At 40.1% G+C, this 20,533-nt stretch carries 22 protein-coding genes; 17 read left to right on the top strand and 5 right to left on the bottom strand.

Annotation, left to right across the window (positions count from 1 at the left end):
- Positions 1-70: 70 nt before the first annotated feature.
- Complete coding sequence (locus G3R48_RS03840; RefSeq protein ID WP_153663257.1) at positions 71-766, bottom strand: DUF3334 family protein; 696 nt, start codon at positions 764-766, stop codon at positions 71-73.
- Between the two features lie 276 nt (positions 767-1,042).
- Here G3R48_RS03840 and G3R48_RS03835 point away from each other — a divergent pair, with 276 nt between their 5' ends.
- From G3R48_RS03835 to G3R48_RS03775, 13 genes are all read left to right on the top strand, one after another.
- Positions 1,043-2,656, top strand: coding sequence for a methyl-accepting chemotaxis protein (locus G3R48_RS03835; RefSeq protein ID WP_153663256.1), 1,614 nt, complete (start codon positions 1,043-1,045; stop codon positions 2,654-2,656).
- Between the two features lie 141 nt (positions 2,657-2,797).
- The gene (locus G3R48_RS03830; RefSeq protein ID WP_153663255.1) at positions 2,798-3,055 is read left to right on the top strand and encodes an HPr family phosphocarrier protein; all 258 of its coding nucleotides are present in this window, start codon (positions 2,798-2,800) and stop codon (positions 3,053-3,055) included.
- A gap of 46 nt (positions 3,056-3,101) precedes the next feature.
- Positions 3,102-4,832 (top strand): phosphoenolpyruvate--protein phosphotransferase, encoded by a 1,731-nt coding sequence (ptsP, locus tag G3R48_RS03825; RefSeq protein ID WP_153663890.1) that lies wholly within the window; start codon positions 3,102-3,104, stop codon positions 4,830-4,832.
- 78 nt (positions 4,833-4,910) lie between these two features.
- The gene (gene crr / locus G3R48_RS03820) at positions 4,911-5,420 is read left to right on the top strand and encodes a PTS glucose transporter subunit IIA (RefSeq protein WP_153663254.1); all 510 of its coding nucleotides are present in this window, start codon (positions 4,911-4,913) and stop codon (positions 5,418-5,420) included.
- A 322-nt stretch (positions 5,421-5,742) separates the two neighbouring features.
- Positions 5,743-6,087: an ArsC family reductase gene (locus G3R48_RS03815; RefSeq protein ID WP_153663252.1), complete on the top strand. Its 345-nt coding sequence runs from the start codon at positions 5,743-5,745 to the stop codon at positions 6,085-6,087.
- Entirely contained in the window at positions 6,084-7,223 is a 1,140-nt protein-coding gene (gene dapE, locus G3R48_RS03810; protein ID WP_153663250.1) for a succinyl-diaminopimelate desuccinylase, read from the top strand. Before G3R48_RS03815 ends, dapE begins: the two co-directional genes overlap by 4 nt.
- The gene (locus tag G3R48_RS03805) at positions 7,214-7,915 is read left to right on the top strand and encodes a M15 family metallopeptidase (protein ID WP_323741260.1); all 702 of its coding nucleotides are present in this window, start codon (positions 7,214-7,216) and stop codon (positions 7,913-7,915) included. Before dapE ends, G3R48_RS03805 begins: the two co-directional genes overlap by 10 nt.
- Positions 7,916-8,033: 118 nt before the next feature.
- Complete coding sequence (locus tag G3R48_RS03800) at positions 8,034-8,861, top strand: alpha/beta fold hydrolase (RefSeq protein ID WP_153663248.1); 828 nt, start codon at positions 8,034-8,036, stop codon at positions 8,859-8,861.
- A 144-nt stretch (positions 8,862-9,005) separates the two neighbouring features.
- A complete protein-coding gene (gene can / locus G3R48_RS03795) occupies positions 9,006-9,617 on the top strand; it encodes a carbonate dehydratase (protein ID WP_153663246.1) in 612 nt (203 codons plus the stop codon).
- Positions 9,618-9,791: 174 nt separating this feature from the next.
- Positions 9,792-10,976 carry an 8-amino-3,8-dideoxy-alpha-D-manno-octulosonate transaminase KdnA gene (gene kdnA / locus G3R48_RS03790; protein ID WP_153663244.1) on the top strand — a complete coding sequence of 395 codons (1,185 nt, stop codon included), beginning with the start codon at positions 9,792-9,794 and terminating at the stop codon, positions 10,974-10,976.
- 80 nt (positions 10,977-11,056) lie between these two features.
- A complete protein-coding gene (gene kdnB, locus G3R48_RS03785) occupies positions 11,057-12,127 on the top strand; it encodes a 3-deoxy-alpha-D-manno-octulosonate 8-oxidase KdnB (protein WP_153663242.1) in 1,071 nt (356 codons plus the stop codon).
- Between the two features lie 105 nt (positions 12,128-12,232).
- Positions 12,233-12,970 carry an 8-amino-3,8-dideoxy-manno-octulosonate cytidylyltransferase KdsB gene (gene kdsB, locus G3R48_RS03780; protein ID WP_153663240.1) on the top strand — a complete coding sequence of 246 codons (738 nt, stop codon included), beginning with the start codon at positions 12,233-12,235 and terminating at the stop codon, positions 12,968-12,970.
- 49 nt (positions 12,971-13,019) lie between these two features.
- A complete protein-coding gene (locus tag G3R48_RS03775) occupies positions 13,020-13,238 on the top strand; it encodes a DUF2897 family protein (protein WP_153663238.1) in 219 nt (72 codons plus the stop codon).
- 162 nt (positions 13,239-13,400) lie between these two features.
- On the opposite strand, the gene G3R48_RS03770 is transcribed toward G3R48_RS03775, so the two are convergent.
- Together G3R48_RS03770 and G3R48_RS03765 are read right to left on the bottom strand one after the other, a co-directional pair.
- A complete protein-coding gene (locus tag G3R48_RS03770) occupies positions 13,401-14,480 on the bottom strand; it encodes an AI-2E family transporter (protein ID WP_153663236.1) in 1,080 nt (359 codons plus the stop codon).
- Between the two features lie 31 nt (positions 14,481-14,511).
- On the bottom strand, positions 14,512-14,727 hold the full coding sequence (locus tag G3R48_RS03765; RefSeq protein WP_153663234.1) for a sulfurtransferase TusA family protein: 216 nt from the start codon (positions 14,725-14,727) through the stop codon (positions 14,512-14,514).
- A gap of 168 nt (positions 14,728-14,895) precedes the next feature.
- Here G3R48_RS03765 and bepA point away from each other — a divergent pair, with 168 nt between their 5' ends.
- The 3 genes from bepA to G3R48_RS03750 all read left to right on the top strand — a co-directional run bounded on the left by bepA (position 14,896) and on the right by G3R48_RS03750 (position 17,196).
- Positions 14,896-16,323 (top strand): beta-barrel assembly-enhancing protease, encoded by a 1,428-nt coding sequence (bepA, locus tag G3R48_RS03760; RefSeq protein WP_323741261.1) that lies wholly within the window; start codon positions 14,896-14,898, stop codon positions 16,321-16,323.
- Between the two features lie 97 nt (positions 16,324-16,420).
- Positions 16,421-16,771 carry an arsenate reductase (glutaredoxin) gene (gene arsC / locus G3R48_RS03755; protein ID WP_153663232.1) on the top strand — a complete coding sequence of 117 codons (351 nt, stop codon included), beginning with the start codon at positions 16,421-16,423 and terminating at the stop codon, positions 16,769-16,771.
- Between the two features lie 50 nt (positions 16,772-16,821).
- The gene (locus G3R48_RS03750; RefSeq protein ID WP_153663883.1) at positions 16,822-17,196 is read left to right on the top strand and encodes a DUF2069 domain-containing protein; all 375 of its coding nucleotides are present in this window, start codon (positions 16,822-16,824) and stop codon (positions 17,194-17,196) included.
- A 76-nt stretch (positions 17,197-17,272) separates the two neighbouring features.
- Here G3R48_RS03750 and hda read toward each other — a convergent pair whose 3' ends face one another.
- Entirely contained in the window at positions 17,273-17,983 is a 711-nt protein-coding gene (gene hda / locus G3R48_RS03745) for a DnaA inactivator Hda (protein ID WP_212593204.1), read from the bottom strand.
- 67 nt (positions 17,984-18,050) lie between these two features.
- The gene (locus G3R48_RS03740; protein ID WP_153663228.1) at positions 18,051-19,151 is read right to left on the bottom strand and encodes a DUF2066 domain-containing protein; all 1,101 of its coding nucleotides are present in this window, start codon (positions 19,149-19,151) and stop codon (positions 18,051-18,053) included.
- A gap of 148 nt (positions 19,152-19,299) precedes the next feature.
- Between G3R48_RS03740 and G3R48_RS03735 the strand changes: the two genes are divergently transcribed.
- Positions 19,300-20,523, top strand: coding sequence for a uracil-xanthine permease family protein (locus G3R48_RS03735; RefSeq protein ID WP_153663226.1), 1,224 nt, complete (start codon positions 19,300-19,302; stop codon positions 20,521-20,523).
- Positions 20,524-20,533: the final 10 nt, after the last annotated feature.

Here is a 20,533-nt window from a genome sequence, read left to right as displayed (position 1 = left end):
CATCTTCAACCTTATTATTATTAAAATTTTAGTTAAATCATGCTATTCAAAGTAAACGTTGGTGATGAAATTATAAACCTAACTCGCTCAGTAAGTCGTCAGCATCATCTGTTGTAGCCGCTTTTACTGCCGCTGGTTTCGTGCTTTTTTGTTCAGATAAATTACTGTGAGCTTCAAATAATGAATCGGGATCGAACTCTTCATCTTGTTCAAATTCTGAAGACAAAATGAATTCGGTTCTGTCCATGGCAAATTCTAAATAGAAAATATGATTATTTTGCGTTTTAAACGATACCCGTCGCGCGACACCGTCATCAAGATTGGTATCAACCGATATCGTTAACTCTTTATTAATGGTTAACATTTTCGGTTGTGACTGACTAATAGAGGTTTGCAACTCTTTAGATATTTTGCTGATAAAGTCACCCAGAATTTGGTTCATGAGTTCGCCCATCACATTACTGACATCCTCAGAAGTGTGTGAGAAAGCTAATTCAGATTCAGGCATTCCCATGTTCAGCATGTATTTACGATAGATTTCGATGGCAGCTTCTGCTGAGAAGTTGATAACAACTAAACCAGAAAACCCACCATCAAAAATAGAAAAACAGCCTAAATCAGGCTTTAAACGGGTGCGAGAAATGCTTTGAACCATACCCGCATGGGAAATATGTGTACCACTGGTACTTGATAAAACGCCTGCAACTGAATGGCATAACTTTAATAAAATATCATCATTGTTCACTACATTTGATGGGGTAACCATATTGTTTCACCTTCTATGTTCAATCTATTTATCTTGCGGGGAAAACGATTAAAAATCAAAACAAAAACAACTTGCTAGACCATTAATTAACCAAACAAGTGCATTTGCAAATTAACTGTTTGATTTAGCGATTCAGATTGTATTTGTAATGTTACTTTTTGCAGGTTTATGCACTAAATCTTAGCTTACCTAAGCTCAATGTGAAGTGAGTCATATATTCATGTTCATTTATCATGTTTAATGCCACTTTATATATAAAAAGTAGTAGAGGTTTTAATGACCCGTTTTTTACGCCAATTCAGTATTTTACAACGATTAATCATCATGCTTATGCTAGCAGCACTTGGCACGCTCTGTTTTGCGAGTTTTTCTGTGAACGAACAGTACAATTCGCTAGTAAAACAAGAGTACAGGCAATTAAACACACAATTTGAAAACATAGATGCTGCTTGGAAGACACATTTAAAGACAACGAATGCCCCAAATGGCACCTTAAAACAATTTGCCGCGTTTACTGACAAACTCGTCAACCAATTCCCTTTAACGGTCATTGTCGTTAATCAAAATAATACGGTGTTATTAGATTCTTCCGATCCTAAAAATCACAATCGTTCAGTTTCTAGCCTTAATGGCAATTTTACCGGCCAACCCTACCAACAAATCGTCAATGCAGCCGCAACGGGTAAAACCGTCCAATTACAATTACAAGCTGCCAATAGCCAGCAAACCAGCTATTTCGCTTTCGCGAAAAAGAACCATTTAGGTCTAACGGTTATCATCCAATCACCCGTTGCGGTCGTCAATGACCATTTACTCCCTATTATTGGACGTTTTTTAGTTATCATGTTAATGATTTCTATTCCTATTTTCTTATTCTTCATCGTCTTAAATATCTCAATTACTGCCCCATTGAATGCAGCCACTAAAGCGATGCGTGATATAGCTAAAGGTGAAGGCGATCTTACCCAGCGGCTTAATACTTGTGGTAAGGATGAAGTGGCGCAAATGTCCGTTGAGTTTAATGACTTTGTTGCCAAATTATCTGATGTGGTCTCTACGCTGCAGCCATTAGGGCAAAACTTACAAGAAGATGCACGCGCATTATTAAAAAGATCAGATGAAACCCGCATCTCAGCCACTAGTGTGAATAACGAAATTCAAAGTGTCGCCACCGCCATGACTGAAATGGTAAGCACCGCACAAGAAATGGCATCCAATACCCTGCATGCATCTGAAACAGCCAATAGTGTCAAGCTGACCACGCAGCAAAGTCAGCAGCAAATGGTCAACACTGCAAAACAAAGTGAATTATTAGTCAATGAGTTACAACAAGCGGCGCAAGTCACCCAAACATTAAGTCTTTCGTCCAATGAAATTGGTCGTATCCTTGATGTCATTATGGGCATTGCTGAACAAACTAATTTACTTGCATTAAATGCAGCTATTGAAGCAGCAAGAGCAGGTACACATGGGCGCGGGTTTGCTGTCGTTGCCGATGAAGTGCGTGCCCTTGCAACACGTACCCAACAATCGACTGATGAAATTAATAAAATTATTACTCAAATTCAGTATGGTATAGAACAAGTGATGTCCAGTAATAGCACCACTCAAAATCAATCAGTGCAATTACAAAAACAAACGGTTGAATCAAGTGATGCCATGGAAAGCATTTTATCTTTGATTGACCAAATTAGTGCCATGAACGGCCAATTAGCAGCAGCGACTGAGCAACAAACAATTGTGTCTGAAGAGATAAACGTGAATATCACTACGATTACCGATTTAACTCAAGCACAGGTTCATGTAAATGACTCAAACCATGACGCAGCTCAATCGCTGCAAACCATGAGTGATGACATCAGTAAAAACCTCAGTCAATTTAAAGTCTAGCCAACAATATAATAAGAAATATTCTCTGGATGTCGTCTATGTTCATCACGCTAAAAATTGTTTAGTGTGGTGAACATTCCCCCTATTAGCCGTGCCTTTTTTACGTTATATTATTTCCTCTAATTAACTGAGTAGTCTTTGATGTACCAAAAAACAGTAACCATTACCGCCCCTCATGGCATGCACACTCGTCCTGCCGCGGTGCTTGTTAAACAAGCTAAATTGTTTAATTGCGATGTCATTGTTGAATGTAACGGCAAACAAGCCAGTGCCAAAAGTTTGTTTAAATTACAAACGCTAGGCCTTTATCATGGCGTGACTGTTACCGTTAGTGCTTGTGGGGAACAAGCGCAATTGGCAGTGGATGAAATTGGCTCACTTCTGGCTACATTAAGTTAAAAAATATTGTTCTGTTGTTTTAACAGTTAACACTGAAGGGTAAATGATGTCAGTTGATGGGATAGTAGTTTCTTCAGGAATCGCGTTTGGTCAGGCTTTGACTATTCGTTCTAATTCTCATCCGCTAGATTTATCATTGATTCGTCTTGATGCCATAGAAGCAGAAAAAGATAAGTTACTGCGGGGCATAAATAACCTTATTGCGTATTTACTGCGCTGCCAACATCATCTCAATGAAAACGGTGACCATTACCAATTAATTGATGCTGATATCGCTTTATTAGAAGACAGTGAATTACACCAATTATTATATCGTCATATCACGCAATACCGCGTGTCAGCAAGCGTGGCTGTTAATCGAATTTTCCGCCAACAAGCGTTTGAAATTTCTGAAATAGACAACCCTTATATCGCCAATAGAAGTCACGATATTTTATGTTTATCAACCCGTCTTAATAATGCCCTTAATGGCCACTTGCAATGGGATTTATCTGCTTTAGAGCACGACACCATCTTATTGGCGGATGACCTCACTCCAGCGGAGTTTGCCATTTTACCACTTGAACATATTAAAGGGATTGTACTGGAGTCAGGAGGCTTGACGAGTCACACGGCTATTTTAGCTAGAAGTGCAGGCATTCCAGCTTTGCTCAATTGCCCATTTACAATCAATGAAGATGACATTGCAGATGGTACAGAGCTGATTATCGATGCCTTAAATGGCACATTATATATCGCGCCAAATGCCAAGTTGCAATCACACTTTCAATTACTTGCACAACAAGAGCAAACACGGCATCTCAAACTTAAACAATTTAAAGATGATAAATGCCAAACTCAAGACGGTCATGGGGTTAAGTTGTTAGCTAATATCGGCACGTTAAGTGATATATCTCGAATGAATGATGTCGGCGCGCAAGGTGTTGGATTATTTCGAACTGAATTCATTTTAATGCACGCCAATAGCGTACCCAGTGAACAGCAACAATACAAAATGTATTGCGAAGCCTTATTTGGGCTAAACGGCCTTCCTTTGACAATTCGCACCTTCGATATTGGGGCTGATAAAGACATTCCTTGGTTAAATCAACAGCATGAAGACAACCCTGCACTTGGATTGCGCGGCATTAGGTTCTCGCTCGCAAATCCACACATTTTTATTTCACAAGTAAAAGCCATCTTACGAGCCGCTTGTCACGGCACCGTAAAACTTATGTTTCCAATGGTGAGTCAAATAGAAGAACTTGAAGCGCTGCTGGTTTTAATAGAACAAGCAAAAAGCCAACTACTTGAGCAACAAAAAGCCATTGGTAATGTGAGCATTGGTATTGTGCTTGAAACCCCAGCAGCCATTCTTAACTTGCCAAGTATGTTGCCACTGGTCAACTTTGTTAGTATTGGTAGTAATGACTTAGCACAATACACGCTTGCAGCAGACCGAACTAATCCAACATTAGCTAACAATTATCCCGCAGTGTCACCCGCCATTTTACAGCTGATTAGCATGGCAGTTATGCATTGCAAACAAGCTGACAAAGAAATCAGTTTATGTGGAGAAATAGGTAGCAACCCAGAAGTATTACCGTTATTGGTTGGTTTAGGTATTGATAATATCAGTATTAACCCTGCTAATTTGTTAGCCGTTAAAGCCAATTTAGTCACAGGACACTATAAAGACTTTGTAGACCACGCGCAGCATGTGTCACAATTGTCACGAATAGAAGAAATATCTCAGGCAGTAAAGGCATACAAGCATCACGCTTTCGATGTACACTAATTGATATTCATTTTTAGCCTATGACATTTTTCAGCTAATTCGTATTCATAAATATAATAAAACCGAGGCCAAGTGAACATGGGATTTTTAAGCCGTATTCGTCGTTTGATGTCTGGACAGAAACCAACTTCTGGCGGCATTGATATTATTGCCCCAGTGTCAGGACAAATGGTAGAAATTGAGACGGTACCTGATGTTGTTTTTGCGGAAAAAATTGTGGGCGACGGTATTGCCATTGACCCAACGGGCAAACAAATATTAGCCCCAATTGATGGCACCATAGGTAAGATATTTGAAACTAATCACGCCTTTAGTATTGAATCACCGCAAGGATTAGAGCTATTTGTTCACTTTGGTGTAGGTACGGTTGAGTTAAGAGGTAACGGTTTTACTCGTCTTGCAGAAGAAGGTCAGCATGTTAAAGCAGGTGACCCCATTTTAGAATTTGATCTTGAATTTCTGCGTGGTCAAGTTGACAGCTTATTAACCCCTGTCGTACTGGCCAATATGGAAGACATTGGCCGTTTAGACAAAAAACACGGTCAGATTACCGCGGGTAAAGATATTATCTTTACCATTCATATGTAACTCCCTTCCCTCTGTACCGATTTTTCGTGGCATATTCAATAGATAGAATATGCCACTAATTGCTTCACTTCTTTCATTTTTCCTCTTGTCGCTATTGTGGGCAAATGCAACAATACAGCGAAACGTTTATTTAGCTTAAGGCCGATACCCTATGCTATCAATGCGGGTTTATAAAGTGGGTTCATTTTCAACAATAACAAAACAATGCGCCACTGCGTTATTTAGTCCGTAAATCAGATAACTAACAATCTTATTGCTTACCTTTTCAGTTCATCACACATCAACTGATGCATTCAGCTGTTGTTTTACAGGGAGTCCCATTTTGATTTTATTTGGCATTAAAAACTGCGATACAGTAAGAAAAGCCCGTAAATGGTTAGAAAACAATAACTACGACATTACTTTTCATGACTTTCGTGAAGATGGCATCGATGAAGCCCAAATTCAAAAGTGGGTAGAATTAATTGGTTGGGAAGCCTTATTAAACAAACGCAGTACCAGCTTTCGCGCCTTAAGTGATGACAGTAAAGCCAATATAAATCAACAAACGGCCATCACACTGATGGCACAACAACCGACATTAATCAAACGCCCAGTGCTAAGTCATAATGGCCATATCATCACAGGTTTTAAAGCCGAAACTTATCAAGCGTGGTTAAACAAATGAAACTTGACACTGACGTTCTAGCCTTAGCCAAAGATTTCATTTCTCGTCCATCAATCACCCCACGAGATGAAGGTTGCCAAGCTCTTATGGCCCAACGTCTGAGCAACTGCGGCTTTGAAATAGAGTCGATGGTATTTGATGACACTACAAATATGTGGGCAAGACGTGGCAAAGGCGATCCCGTATTCTGTTTTGCCGGCCACACAGATGTAGTCCCGACCGGAGATATCAGCCATTGGCATACCCCTCCTTTTGTCCCAACGGTCATTGATGGTTATTTACATGGTCGCGGCGCAGCAGACATGAAAGGGTCACTCGCGGCAATGGTCGTTGCAACTGAACGTTTTGTTGCCAAACATCCGGATCATCAAGGCTCCATAGCGTTTTTAATCACCAGTGATGAAGAAGGTCCATTTATTAATGGCACCACTCGTGTCATTGATACATTAGAAGCACGAAACGAAAAAATCACTTGGTCGTTAGTCGGTGAGCCATCATCAACCTTAAAACTGGGTGATATTGTAAAAAATGGTCGCCGGGGCAGTTTAACCGGAAATTTAGTTGTTAGGGGCGTTCAAGGCCATGTAGCCTACCCGCACCTAGCTGACAATCCCATCCATAAAGCAGCACCAGCACTAACTGAATTAGCTAATATGCACTGGGATAATGGCAATGCCTTTTTTCCACCAACCAGTTTTCAAATAGCCAATATAAATGGCGGTACTGGGACCTCAAACGTTATCCCGGGTGATTTAAAAGTCATGTTTAACTTTCGTTATTCAACCGAGGTCACAGCCCAAGCCTTAATTGAACGTGTCGAGGCAATCTTAGATTCGCACCAATTAGATTATGCTATTGACTGGGTATTTAACGGACTTCCCTTTTTAACCGGTGGCGGACCATTATTAGAAGCCACCAAGCAAGCCATTGAAGAAGTGACCGGTTATGCCACAGATCCGCAAACAACTGGCGGCACATCAGATGGCCGGTTTATCGCACCAACAGGGGCTCAAGTCATTGAGCTTGGTCCGGTAAATGCCACCATTCATAAAGTTAATGAATCTGTTAAAGTTGATGACCTTGAGCTTTTAACTTTATGTTATGAAAGTATTTTGGAAAAATTATTGTGCAAATAGCCGAGCTTGGTAGTCATCATTTAGACCATTTATATGGGCTCAATGAACAACATCTGGTTGAATACCAGGATAGGCAATTAGAAGTCCGCACTGCCGAGGCATTTTTGCAGCTGCAACAATGTGCTTTACAAGCAGGGTTTGATTTACAAATATGTTCTGCTTACCGGGGCTTTGAGCGTCAGTGCGCAATATGGAATGCCAAAGCACAAGGCCGTAGACCGTTGCTTGATGCTCAATCAAAGCCTATTGATTTTGCTTTGTTATCGCCAGAACAAATTATGCAAAGTATTTTGATTTGGTCGGCTTTCCCTGGCAGCTCACGCCATCATTGGGGCACCGATATAGACGTATTTGATGCCAACAATATAAACCAGCAACAATTAAAGCTTGTCACTGATGAATACCTAATTGGTGGTCCTTGTTATGAAATGCATCGCTGGCTAATGGCTCACGCCCATGAATTTGGATTTTATTTTCCTTTTCAAGCCGGCTTAAGTGGCGTCAGTCCTGAACCTTGGCATCTTAGTTATTATCCTGTCGCGCAGGACTATCTGGAGCGATTTGATCACTTAAGACTTAAAAGCATTATTAACTGTGCCTCAGTTGACTTAAAACCCCAATTATTAGCCGTATTACCGCAATTAATTGACCAATATGTGTCTTTTGTAGCGCCGATACCTAAAACATCATAAAATTCAACTTAAACAACACACGTTAATACATGCCATAGCCTAAAAATATCAACGATTACGCCTAGGATATTGATGGTCACCGCGTGTTAAATATTAAACCTATTTCAAAGAGTCAGTCATGCAAACCTTTCAAACCTCTCATGCAAATCATGTGATCCCTTTTACAGATACTGGCAGTGGCCCAGCTCTGATTTTTTGCCATGGGCTTCTTAATGACCAAGGTGTATGGGAAAAACAAATCAGTGCGTTAGCCAGTCAATATCGTTGTATCAGTGTCGACTTATGGGGCCATGGTCAAAATCGTACCATTCCCAATACACACACTAAGCTAAGCCACACTGCGACCGATATACTGGCGTTATGTGATTGGCTTAACCTTGATAAGGTCAATGTAATTGGATTAGGGACAGGCGCGGCAATTGGTGTTGAAATGACATTAATGGCACCCAAACAGATAAATTCACTGACAATGATTAACAGCTTTGTCGGTTTTGAACCTCAAGTCAACTGCGCTAAATATCAACAATGGATAGATAGCGCCAAAGACACCACTGACTATCAAACGTTAATCGCACAAATTGCCCCACTATTTATTTCAAAACAAACGCAACAGCCCATTGATATTGACTTTGCTATCAAACAATTATCAATACCAACGGATCAGCAACACGCACAAGCATTACTTGAATTTTGTCGCCAAGGTATTTATCAACGTGATCTGTTAGAAGATGCTGAGCTGCTTACGCTGCCGACATTGATCATGGTGGGATTAGAAAACCAATTACGCACAGTCCTTGAAAGCTATTTAATGCATGACACCATCAGTGCAAGCTTATTTAAGCACATTCCCGATGCCGGACAATTAGCCACATTAGAAAACGACACATTTGTTAATAAAAGTTTAAGTGAGTTCCTATATAATGTCTGCCCGAGGCATAATGATTAAATTCGATTAGTCACCATGGCTTTACTTATTGCGAAAAAATACATTTTAACTTCAATTACCTAGTTCAACTATGAACTAGGTAACACGTACCCAACAATAAGTCTCAATAATTAAACAGAGACAACAACATAACACTAGGTGCATATGAAATTATTAAAACCGCTATTTGATAATAACCGTCGCTGGGCAAACCGTATCAGTGAAGAAGACCCTACATTCTTCGAACAGCTTGCAAAGCAACAGTCGCCAGAATATTTATGGATTGGCTGTTCTGATAGCCGCGTACCATCAAATCAAATTATTGATTTAATGCCTGGTGAAGTGTTTGTTCATCGTAATATTGCCAATATGGTTATCCATACTGATCTTAACTGTTTATCGGTATTGCAATATGCAGTGGATGTATTAAAAGTGAAGCACATAATGGTGGTAGGCCACTACGGCTGCGGTGGTGTGAAAGCATCAATGACCAACGAGCGATTTGGTTTAATTGATAATTGGTTAGGCCACTTAAAAGACATTTATCGCCTACACAAAAATGATTTAGATGCACTTGAAGACAAGGCACGTTTTGATAGCTTATGTGAGCTCAATGTGATTGAGCAAGTTGCGAACGTTACCTCAACCAGTATTGTTCAAGAAGCATGGGCAAGAGGTCAAGAATTATCAGTACACGGCTGGATATATTCAATTGAAAATGGCTTACTAACTGATTTAGATGTGACCACCGAAAGTCAACACGTAACCAATTGTTAACTTGGCGTTTAAATAATTAGCACGTGTTTATTTAAAGGCCTGCAAATAAGCAGGTCTTATTGTTTTAAAGCAAATATTTATCAAAATTAAGTCGCAGTTAGCCCATTAAGCTAGTTATAATTGCCCCGTTTATTAAACGCGAACTACGTTAAAATTTTTTAGGAGATAATTTCCATGCCAGGCTTTGAATTATTTGGTCCAGAAGAAAAGCAAGAAGTTGCTGACGTGATGGAAAACGGCTTTACTTTTCGTTATAACTTCGACCATATGCGCAACGATCGCTGGAAAACTCGCGAAATGGAACAACTGCTTTGCGAAAAAATGAACGCAAAACATGCGCATCTTGTTTCAAGCGGAACCGCCGCGCTACAAACTGCAATGGCTGCAGCAGGTATTGGCGCAGGTGACGAAGTTATCGTCCCTCCGTTTACTTTCGTTGCATCTGTTGAAGCTGTATTTATGGCAGGCGCTATTCCTATTTTTGCTGAAATTGACGAAACACTTTGTTTGTCTCCAGAAGGAATTGAAGCTGCTATAACACCACGCACTAAAGCCATTAACTTGGTTCATATGTGTGGCTCGATGGCTAAAATGGACGAAATTAAAGCTGTATGTAAAAAGCACAACTTAATCATTTTAGAAGATGCATGCCAAGCCATTGGTGCGACTTACAAAGGTCAAGCACTTGGTACCATTGGTGACGTAGGTTGCTACTCTTTTGACTCGGTTAAGACCATCACTTGTGGTGAAGGTGGCGCGATCATTACTAATAACAGTGACATTTATGAAAATGCTCATATGTTCTCAGATCACGGTCACGACCATGTTGGCAACGACCGCGGCGCTGAAGGTCACCCAAACATGGGGCTTAACTTTCGCATTTCAGAAATGAATTCAGCGATGGGATTAGCCCAGCTACGTAAACTTGATAAAATTATCGATATTCAACGTACGAATAAGAAAACCATCAAAGATGCAATGGCCGATATTACTGAAGTGTCTTTCAGAGAAATCCCCGATGAAGCCGGAGACTCTGCAGGTTTCTTAACCTTCTTCATGCCGACTGAAGCTCGCACTATTGAGATAAATAAAAAATTGGCTGAAAACGGCGTTGATGGTTGTTTCTATTGGTATATTAATAACTGGCATTACCTTAAAAACTGGAAACACATCCAAGAGCTTAAATCTCCTGCCGCGTTGCCAATTACCTTAATTGAAGATCGTCCAGATTACACCAAAGTGCAAACACCTCAGTCAGATGCCATTATGAGCCGCACAATTTCGATGCTAATTAAATTGTCATGGACTGAAGAAGAGATTGCGCAGCGTATTGCCAATATTAAGCGCGCATTCGCGTAACCAACCTAACTGACTATCCAGTATTCATGGCTGGATAGCCTTTACTTTTTACAGTAAAAATCTCAACGGAGAATGTTGTAATGAGTTTTAAAAACTTTAAATGTGTACCAAAAATGATTTTCGGACGCGGTTCTTTTGCCGAACTTGACGGTGTACTTGCACAAGAACGCCAGACAGAAAGTGATTTTGTTGTATTCCTAGTTGATGATGTTCATCAAAACAAACCACTGAGTGAACGTGTACCGAATAAACCACATGACTTAGTGATTTTTGTCAATGTTGATGAAGAACCAACAACGAAACAAGTTGATGATTTGACTGAACAAGTACAAGCATTCAATACAAATGTACCGGTCAGTGTTGTTGGTCTTGGTGGTGGTTCAACATTAGATTTAGCCAAAGCAGTTTCTTTAATGTTAACCAATGAAGGCGGCAGCGCTAAATACCAAGGCTGGGACTTAATTAACAATCCAGCAATTCATCATATTGGTATTCCAACCGTATCGGGTACAGGTGCTGAAGCATCGCGTACAGCAGTACTATGTGGCCCAGTGCGTAAGCTTGGTTTAAATTCTGATTACACGGTATTTAATCAAATTATTATGGACTCAGAGTTAATTGCTGGTGTGCCTACCGAGCAGTGGTTCTACACCGGAATGGATTGCTTTATTCATTGTGTAGAATCGCTAGAAGGGACCTATTTAAACGAATTTGCTAAAGCGTTCGCTGAAAAATCAATGGATCTTTGTCGTCAAGTCTTTCTTGATGATCACGCAGAAAAAGATGACAAGTTGATGATGGCCTCTTATATGGGCGGCATGAGCATCGCTTATAGCCAAGTTGGTGCATGTCATGCTGTTTCTTATGGCTTAGGATACGTACTGGGTTATCACCACGGTATTGGTAACTGCCTCGCCTTTAACGTGCTTGAAGAATTCTATCCTGAAGGCGTTGCTGAATTCCGTAAAATGATGGAAATTCACAACATCACCTTGCCACAGAATATCTGTAAAGATTTACCAGATGAAACCATTGCTAAAATGGTCGCTGTCACCAAGAGCATGGGCCCACTTTGGGACAATGTTTATGGCGAAGGCTGGGAAGAAAAAGTCACCGACGAAATGCTCACTAAGCTTTTCCGTCGTATATAATAGTAAAAGTTACCAATAAGTAACTTAACGCAAGTAACTGTTTTTACTTGCATATTAAGGGCTCTAATTGAGCCCTTTTATTTCGACATCTTGTAAAGGTTAATAATGAAAGTCATTCTATTGATTCCAGCTCGTTATGGTTCAAGTCGTTTTCCGGGAAAACCACTAGCACCGATCAACGGCAAACCCATGATCCAACATGTATTTGAACGTGCCTCATTAGCAAAAGGTCTAGACAGTATTTATGTTGCAACGGATGATGATCGCATTAAAGATGCGGTAGAGTCTTTTGGTGGAAAAGTGGTAATGACCGACCCTAATGCCGCCTCTGGTACGGATCGAATTAATGATGCAATTGACCAACTTGGTTTAGATGATGATGACCTAGTCATTAATTTACAAGGCGATCAACCTCTGATCGACCCTATTTCAATTGAACAAATTGTGACCCTATTTCATCGCCACCCAGGTGAATTTGAAATGGCAACATTAGGCTTTGAACTTGTCGATATAAAAGAAAGAGATGACCCATTGCACGTGAAAATGGTTTTTGACAATGACTTTAACGCCTTGTATTTCTCACGTTCTTGTATTCCATTTGGCCGCGATACCAATGATTACCCTGTGTATAAACATTTAGGTGTTTATGCTTACACTCGCAGATTTGTTAACGCCTTTGCCAAACTGCCTTTAGGTAAACTTGAAGATTTAGAGAAATTAGAACAACTGCGCGCACTAGAGCATGGTTATAAAATCAAAGTTGCTATCAGTGCCTTTGACTCACCAGAAGTTGATACACCTGAAGATATTCGCAAATGCGAATTACGCTTAGCGGTTGATTAATATCATTTAATTTCACCATGACACAGTTTTTATGTAAATTGAGGTATTGATGGAACTTGAAGGTATAGAGTTGTGGTTAATCATTATTTTGCTGATTGCTATCGTCATCAGTAATGTATCAATATTTAGCCGCTCAAATAAATTTAAATTACCTCAATTTGGTGAGCCAAAAAATCAAGATAAGCAACAAAAGAAGCCTCAACCAGATAAGCCATTGCCTGCTGAAAATGAACAAACAACGTCTGAAATAAGCAATAAAAACAAATAATAGGTCAGTATAAATAACCGAAAATAAACGGCTGATATGTTATTGATTCATAATAAAATGAATTGCTCTAAAACTCACAAGATCTAAAAAGGTGGCATTGAGCCACCTTTTTTATTTAAACCATCAAACAATAACGATTTAACCCTGCGATGATTTACACCATCATCCGCTGGTGACGCTTGTTTCTTGTCCTTGATTCACAGGCCAAGCATTGATTACTGCTTTAACAAGTGATGCAAGTGGAATAGCAAAGAATACTCCCCACACGCCCCATAACCCACCAAATACCAACACCGCAGCGATAATAATAACCGGATGCAAATCAACCGCATCAGAAAATAAAATAGGCACTAATAAGTTACCATCTAACGCTTGAATAATACCGTAGCCAAGTAATAAATAACCAAACTCAGGGCTAACACCCCATTGAAAAAAGGCCACTAATGCAATCGGCAAGGTAACTAACGTTGCGCCAACATAAGGGATTAATACCGATAACCCAGTTAATACCCCAAGTAGTGCTGAATACCGCAACCCCATCACCGCAAAGAAGATATAACTGACCACACCGATAATGACAATTTCTATCACCTTACCGCGAATGTAGTTAAAAATTTGTTGTTCCATTTCAGACCAAACACTTGAAGCTAAAGCACGATTTGACGGAAAGAAGCGTTTGCTGCCTTGAACCAGTATTTGTTTATCTTTTAGAAAGAAAAACACTAATAACGGCACCAAAATCGCGTACACCATTAACACTAATAGAGAAGCTGAAAACCCTAAAAGCTGCTTACCAAAATCGAATATATGCTGTGTGTCAAGCAATCGTTTTAGTTGAACAAATAACTGGTCAAGCTGCTCCGCACTCACAAATTGTGGATATTGGGCACTAAATTCTTGCAGTGCGAGCATGCCTTTATCAAGCATGTTGGGTAAGTCAGTTAATAAGCTAACGCCCTGCTTCCAAATGCTGGGCACCAACACTAATAAAATAATGAACATTGCGCTAAAAAAGACTAACAACACAATCGATGCACCTGCGGTTCGGTTTAAGCCAATGCGCGTCATTTGCTGTACAGGCCATTCTAATAAAAAGGCCAGAACCAGAGCGATCAACAATGGTGCCAGCAATGAGGCACCAAAATACAGCGTTAATCCCAAACCAACCAGGATAAGCAGCAAAGTGATCGCTTGTGGATCACTGAATCGAGTTTTGTACCAATTTCCTAAATACGAAAGCATTTAAACGCCTTATTTTAAAATTAAAATAATTTTACTTAGATATAATCAATGCCAATTGTGTCGCGGTATTTTCAGTAACAACTACCGTAAACCCCATATTTTTAACGAATACGGGAACATCTTGGCGTGATCCAGAGTCTGATAGATAAACAACGACATTATCGCCAATTTTCATTTTTTTGAGCAATAGCTTTACCTGAACCAAAGGATATGGACAACGGTAAGGAGTTAAATCAATAATTTTCATAATGATCTTGCTTTAAACAAACTAAGGCTATTATCCTAGCTTGCAAAACAAACCACAAGATAAGAACGTATTCTGTGATTGTGTTTTGTGTATTAACTTGTATTTCATGATGAATGAAGGTATCCATTGCAAACATTACCTTGTAGGGCTTTTTTAAAAAAATTATTAATCAGTGCATTGACTATTTTTAGCTTAGCTAATGTCGCTAGCAGTTTTGCTAACAATGATCTTCCCGATCTTGGCACTGCCGCAGTAAACACCTTTAGTTTAGAAAAAGAAATAAGCTATGGTGATGCTTATATGCGAGTGATTCGTTCCTCTGCCCCAATGTTAAATGACCCTGTTTTAAATCAATACCTTTCTGAGCTAGGTAACAAACTGGTCGCCCACGCCACCGGAGTAAAAACATCATTTTATTTCTTTTTATTGCAAAATGATGAAATTAACGCATTTGCTTTTTTCGGAGGTCATGTTGGCGTACATACCGGATTATTTTTAAATGCCGATACTGAAAGTGAACTTGCATCAGTACTTGCGCACGAAATTACCCACGTTACCCAACGCCACCTTGCACGAACCATTGAAGCACAAGAAAAAACCTCAACAGCAACCATCGCTGGCATGCTTGGCGCTATTCTATTAACGATTGCCGCGCCACAAGCAGGTATGGCTGCATTAGCGACAACACAAGCATTAGCTACACAAGCAAAAATTAATTACACGCGCCAACATGAGAAAGAAGCCGATCGCATCGGCATGCGTATTTTGGTTGATGCAGGATTTGACCCCAACGGGGCAGCAGATTTCTTCTCCACACTCGCAGCTCGCTATCGCTTTACCACTAAATTGCCACAAATGTTATTAACCCATCCCCTGCCAGAGTCACGTATCAGTGAAGCACGCAACCGCGCTGCGCAATACCCTAAACATTATGTGCCTGATAATTTAAATTATCATCTTGCTAAAGCCAGAATTGAAGTCCGCTTTTCTAGCATGAGTGACAACGCTGCGTTGTCTTTATTTGAAGAACAACTTAAAAGAAAAACTTACAAATTTAAAGATGCCGCCTTGTATGGTAAAGCATTGGCTTTATTTAGGTTAAAGCGCTTTGATGAGGCAAAGGTCATTATTGACGAACTCATCGCAAAAGATAACAACAACCTCTTTTATGTCGACACACTAAGTGACTTATATGATCAACAACAAGATTATAACAGTGCGATTGAGCTGCTAGCGTCGCGCTTAAGTTTAATGCCAACCTCAACAGTGATAAACATCAATCTTGCTCATATCTACATAGAAGCTAATCAACCACAAAAAGCAATACCCTTATTAGAAACGGTAATCTTTTTAGATAAAAACAACATGTTACCTTATCAACTTATGATTGACGCTTACCAAAAGCAAGGCAACAAAGCACTTTCTCATTACAGTCGGGCTGAAGTGATGGCATTAGCTGCCAATTATAAAGGTGCGATTGATCAACTTAATTATGCACACCGTTATACCGAGAATAACAGCCTGCAAACCGCAAGAATTAATGCCCGTATTAGGCAATTTAGGCTGGCTGAAAAAGCAATGGATTCTTTGAAATAGACTGACAATTCTAGTTAAAATTTTATACAATAATCTCTGTTAACGCGGTGTATTACCGCCTTTATTGCAGCAGTTTAAATACGGAAGAATAATAATAATGACAATAGCCACTATTTATCATAACCCTCGCTGTTCAAAAAGCCGTGAAACCCTCGCCCTTTTGCAGGCCAATAACGCAGAGGTTACTATCATCGAATACCTTAAAACCCCACCAACAACCGATGAAATTAAGCATATATTAACGTTATTAGAGCTTGAACCACGCCAAATGATGCGCACTAAAGAGCTTGAATACAAGCAACAAAACTTAGCTGACACCGCTTTAAACTCTCAAGCTCTCATTGCTGCAATGGTCGCAACACCAAAGTTAATTGAACGCCCTATTGTACTTGCCAATGGCAAGGCCATCATCGGGCGTCCGCCTGAAAATGTTATCAACATTTTGTAGGAAACAAAGTAATGAACAACCAAAACACGGCCGCAAACATTGAGACTAAACTGACCAGCCAAAGCTTATTTCAGTTATGTCGAATGGGTTACTTAGCCTTAACCGCATTACTTACAGGCTGGTTTGTCCAACAAGGGGTAAATGGCACATATACTTTACTATTCAGTCTATTGTGGGTGATTCCACTTTTACTACCACTTAAAGGGATTATTACTGGTAATCCATACACTTATGCTTGGGCAAGCTTCATCTTATGCTTGTATTTATTACATGCATTAACCTTGCTCTATGTCAGTGAAACAAACCTCATATTCGCCTTAATTGAAACACTGTTAATATGCTTATTGTTAGTGGGATTTCCGTTTTATGCCCGCAAGCGTGGACGAGAATTGGGATTAGGGTTAAAGAAAAAAGCGAAAGAATAATCTAATAAAACTCATCGTTGTCTATAAACGAAAAAAGCGCCTTTAGGCGCTTTTTTTAAAATTCATTTTAACAAGATTACAATCTAAGCATTTCTTTAATAAAAGGGATCGTCAATTTGCGTTGATGTACCATCGATGCTTTATCTAAGCGGTCAAGTACATCAAATAATGTGCGCAAATCTCTAGCCATTCTATTTAGCAAAAACTTGCCTACATCATCAGGTAATTGTAATCCTCGCATTGCTGCTCGGCGCTGCAATGCGACCAGCTTTTCCGCGTCTTCCATCGGTTGTAATTGATAGATTAAGCCCCATTGCATACGGCTAACTAAATCGGGTAATGCAAAACCCGCTTCTTGCGGCGAAGCACTGCCACTGACAATTAACTGACAATCTTCTTGTTCATTAATACGATTATATAAATGAAAAAGTGCTTCTTCCCAAACAGGATGACCGGCAATCGCATCAACATCATCGATGCAGATTAACTGCATTGACTCTAGCCCTTCAAAAAGAGCGGTTGAAATACTGGCATGAATGCCTAAAGGAATATAGAGCGTTCGACGTTCAAGATCGTTTGCTTGTGCACAAGCGGCATGGAGTAAATGAGTTCTGCCTGATTTTTCTGGACCAAACAAATACAAAGAGCCATCCAGTGTCCCGCGAGCACAAGATTTAAGCTTTTCAATCAACTCGTCATTACCAGATGCCGGATAATAACTGTCGAATGTTTCATCATCAGGTAAATAAACAGGTAAAGAGAGTTGTCTAGGTGGTTCTTGTGTCACTAAGAAGGGTCTCACGTTAATAATCAAGCGAGGAGCAGTATAACACAACTCCTCGCTGAAAATAGTGTTACCGGCTATGCCATCTGTAAGTCAGCGGTGCAGGAGCCGTAACTATGGGGTCAATGTAACTATCGTCTGTTGAGGGCAACAAGGCTGGAAGCATTTCAAAGCGGTTATTAATATTTAATAACCGTTTCAAATCGTCGACCTGATTAAACAGCTCAATTGAATAAGTGACAGTATTGTCTGCGATTTGATTTATAATGATGCTTTTAACCGCCGTTAATTCACCAAGATAGTGTTCAATATCAACGATATCCTTCATTGAAGATACGCCTTCTAGCTTCAATAATGTATTGAGATTGTCGCCTGACGAGGCAATAGCATAACGACTCACGAAGTAAGCTGACATTTGGTCAATGATTTGCTCAGCAGCTAAGTTTTCATCTAATGCACTGCCCTGATAATTCACCAGCGCTTGAATAAGCCCACTGTGATGATTTTTTTCATATAAGCTCATTTGATAACGTACTTCATCTGCCGCGTTATCCATATTAGCTACAACAAAATACTCCACATCATAACGCTCTGAAGCACGCTCAATCACTGTTGCAAATTTACCACGCACATCCGTCACGTTGACTTGCATTGAATCATCTAAATCCATTAACGGAAATAAAATGGGAATACCTTGATTGGTCGCATAATGAGTAATATGTTCTTTTGCCTCAAACTGGGCGGCATCTGCAACAATCTCATGGACACTCGCCTGAGGCATGGATAACCACAATAACGTTAATGGGCGCTGATTTCCCCAAACCGGTAATTGTGCTTGTCGCAAAACCTGTATCAATCGTTGGTGATCAAAAATCGCTTTTAAGTAAAGAGCATTATCTTGTTGGTAATAGACGTATTGCGTTAATAATCTATTGGGATTTTGCACATATTCTTTGATCAATGTGTCAGAAAGGACGCTTGCATCACCGGAATTTTTAATAAACGTGACTGACAACGCTTGTTTCAAAGCATGATTACGTTCTGTTTTGCCACGACTATCAACTTTAATATTCGCTTGGTCTAGATTTTGAATTTCAACAGCCGAGGCTGAGGTACACAAAAGCAGTGCACAAATAGCTAAAACTATGACATTGGGTATATTTTTTAACATTGGAGAAGATAAACCAACAAATTAAATTAGCCAAAGTGTACCATAAGAATGTTTAAGGAAGTAATGCTGTATCAGGCTAACCACCACTCATCGCTTTACAAACAACCTAATTGACTTTTAACACCGCCATCATTTTATGGAGACTAAAATGAACCGTTTGTTTATCCCGCTTCAAGGGGCTCAAATGCTCTTTGTTGCTTTCGGTGCACTTGTACTGATGCCATTAATCACCGGACTAGATACCAGTGTTGCTTTATTTACAGCTGGTATCGGTACACTATTGTTCCAACTTGTCACGAAACGACAAGTTCCAATTTTTCTTGCTTCATCATTCGCGTTTATTGCCCCAATTTTATACGGCGTACAAACATGGGGTATCCCTGCAACTATGGGCGGCTTAATGGCTGCTGGGTTTGTTTACGTCATCATGGGATTAATCGTGAAGGTTCGCGGCACAGATTTTATCCATAAATTACTCCCACCCGTTGTCGTTGGCCCCGTCATTATGATTATTGGGCTTGGTTTAGCCCCATTAGCCGTTAATATGGCTTTAGGTAAAACTGGTGATGGCAGTACGGTACTTGTTGAGTCGTCGACAGCATTAGTTATTTCGTTAAGTTCATTAATGACAACCATTATTGTGGCCGTTTTTGCTAAAGGTATTGCTAAATTAATGCCTATTTTAGCGGGGATTATTGTTGGCTACGTATTAAGCTTATTTTATGGCATTGTCGACTTCACTCAAGTGGCTCAAGCGCCTTGGATTTCAATACCTCACTTTGTTGCTCCTGAGTTTCATTGGCAAGCAATCTTATTTATCATCCCTGTGGCTATCGCCCCTGCTGTAGAACACATTGGTGATATCTTGGCTATTTCTAATGTCACCGGCAAAGATTATATCAAAAAACCCGGGTTACACCGGACATTAATGGGTGACGGTATTGCAACCATTGCCGCTTCAGCCGTCGGTGGACCACCAAACACCACATACAGCGAAGTCACAGGCGCAGTCACTCTTACTAAGGCCTTTGATCCACGTATTATGACATGGACTGCAATCACCGCGATTGTGCTTGCTTTTGTTGGTAAGCTTGGCGCTGTAATGCAAACCATTCCTGCACCTGTAATGGGTGGCATAATGTGTCTACTGTTTGGCTCGATTGCTGCGGTAGGTTTAAGCACATTAATTCGTCACCAAGTTGATTTAGCTCAACCACGTAACTTAAGTATTGTTGGCGTCACACTCGTATTTGGTATTGGCGGCATGGCATTTGGTATTGGCGAGTTTAGCTTAACAGGCATCAGCTTATGTGGGATTGTGGCAATTTTACTTAATGCCGTTCTTCCAGCGGCTAAAACTGAAAAGGAATAATGTTAAGCGC

This window comes from Shewanella intestini, from assembly GCF_018221465.1.
GTDB classification, from domain to species: domain Bacteria; phylum Pseudomonadota; class Gammaproteobacteria; order Enterobacterales; family Shewanellaceae; genus Shewanella; species Shewanella intestini.
This window is presented reverse-complemented; position numbering and strand designations above follow the sequence as displayed.

Bases quoted from the DNA above. Each gene is read 5' to 3' on its own strand.
- G3R48_RS03775 (WP_153663238.1), top strand. From the start codon at position 13,020: ATGGAACTTGAAGGTATAGAGTTGTGGTTAATCATTATTTTGCTGATT.
- G3R48_RS03800 (WP_153663248.1), top strand. From the start codon at position 8,034: ATGCAAACCTTTCAAACCTCTCATGCAAATCATGTGATCCCTTTTACA.
- dapE (WP_153663250.1), top strand. From the start codon at position 6,084: ATGAAACTTGACACTGACGTTCTAGCCTTAGCCAAAGATTTCATTTCT.
- G3R48_RS03770 (WP_153663236.1), bottom strand. From the start codon at position 14,480: ATGCTTTCGTATTTAGGAAATTGGTACAAAACTCGATTCAGTGATCCA.
- kdnA (WP_153663244.1), top strand. From the start codon at position 9,792: ATGCCAGGCTTTGAATTATTTGGTCCAGAAGAAAAGCAAGAAGTTGCT.
- G3R48_RS03735 (WP_153663226.1), top strand. From the start codon at position 19,300: ATGAACCGTTTGTTTATCCCGCTTCAAGGGGCTCAAATGCTCTTTGTT.
- arsC (WP_153663232.1), top strand. From the start codon at position 16,421: ATGACAATAGCCACTATTTATCATAACCCTCGCTGTTCAAAAAGCCGT.
- ptsP (WP_153663890.1), top strand. From the start codon at position 3,102: ATGTCAGTTGATGGGATAGTAGTTTCTTCAGGAATCGCGTTTGGTCAG.
- kdsB (WP_153663240.1), top strand. From the start codon at position 12,233: ATGAAAGTCATTCTATTGATTCCAGCTCGTTATGGTTCAAGTCGTTTT.
- can (WP_153663246.1), top strand. From the start codon at position 9,006: ATGAAATTATTAAAACCGCTATTTGATAATAACCGTCGCTGGGCAAAC.
- G3R48_RS03765 (WP_153663234.1), bottom strand. From the start codon at position 14,727: ATGAAAATTATTGATTTAACTCCTTACCGTTGTCCATATCCTTTGGTT.
- G3R48_RS03830 (WP_153663255.1), top strand. From the start codon at position 2,798: ATGTACCAAAAAACAGTAACCATTACCGCCCCTCATGGCATGCACACT.
- G3R48_RS03835 (WP_153663256.1), top strand. From the start codon at position 1,043: ATGACCCGTTTTTTACGCCAATTCAGTATTTTACAACGATTAATCATC.
- G3R48_RS03840 (WP_153663257.1), bottom strand. From the start codon at position 766: ATGGTTACCCCATCAAATGTAGTGAACAATGATGATATTTTATTAAAG.
- G3R48_RS03740 (WP_153663228.1), bottom strand. From the start codon at position 19,151: ATGTTAAAAAATATACCCAATGTCATAGTTTTAGCTATTTGTGCACTG.
- crr (WP_153663254.1), top strand. From the start codon at position 4,911: ATGGGATTTTTAAGCCGTATTCGTCGTTTGATGTCTGGACAGAAACCA.
- kdnB (WP_153663242.1), top strand. From the start codon at position 11,057: ATGAGTTTTAAAAACTTTAAATGTGTACCAAAAATGATTTTCGGACGC.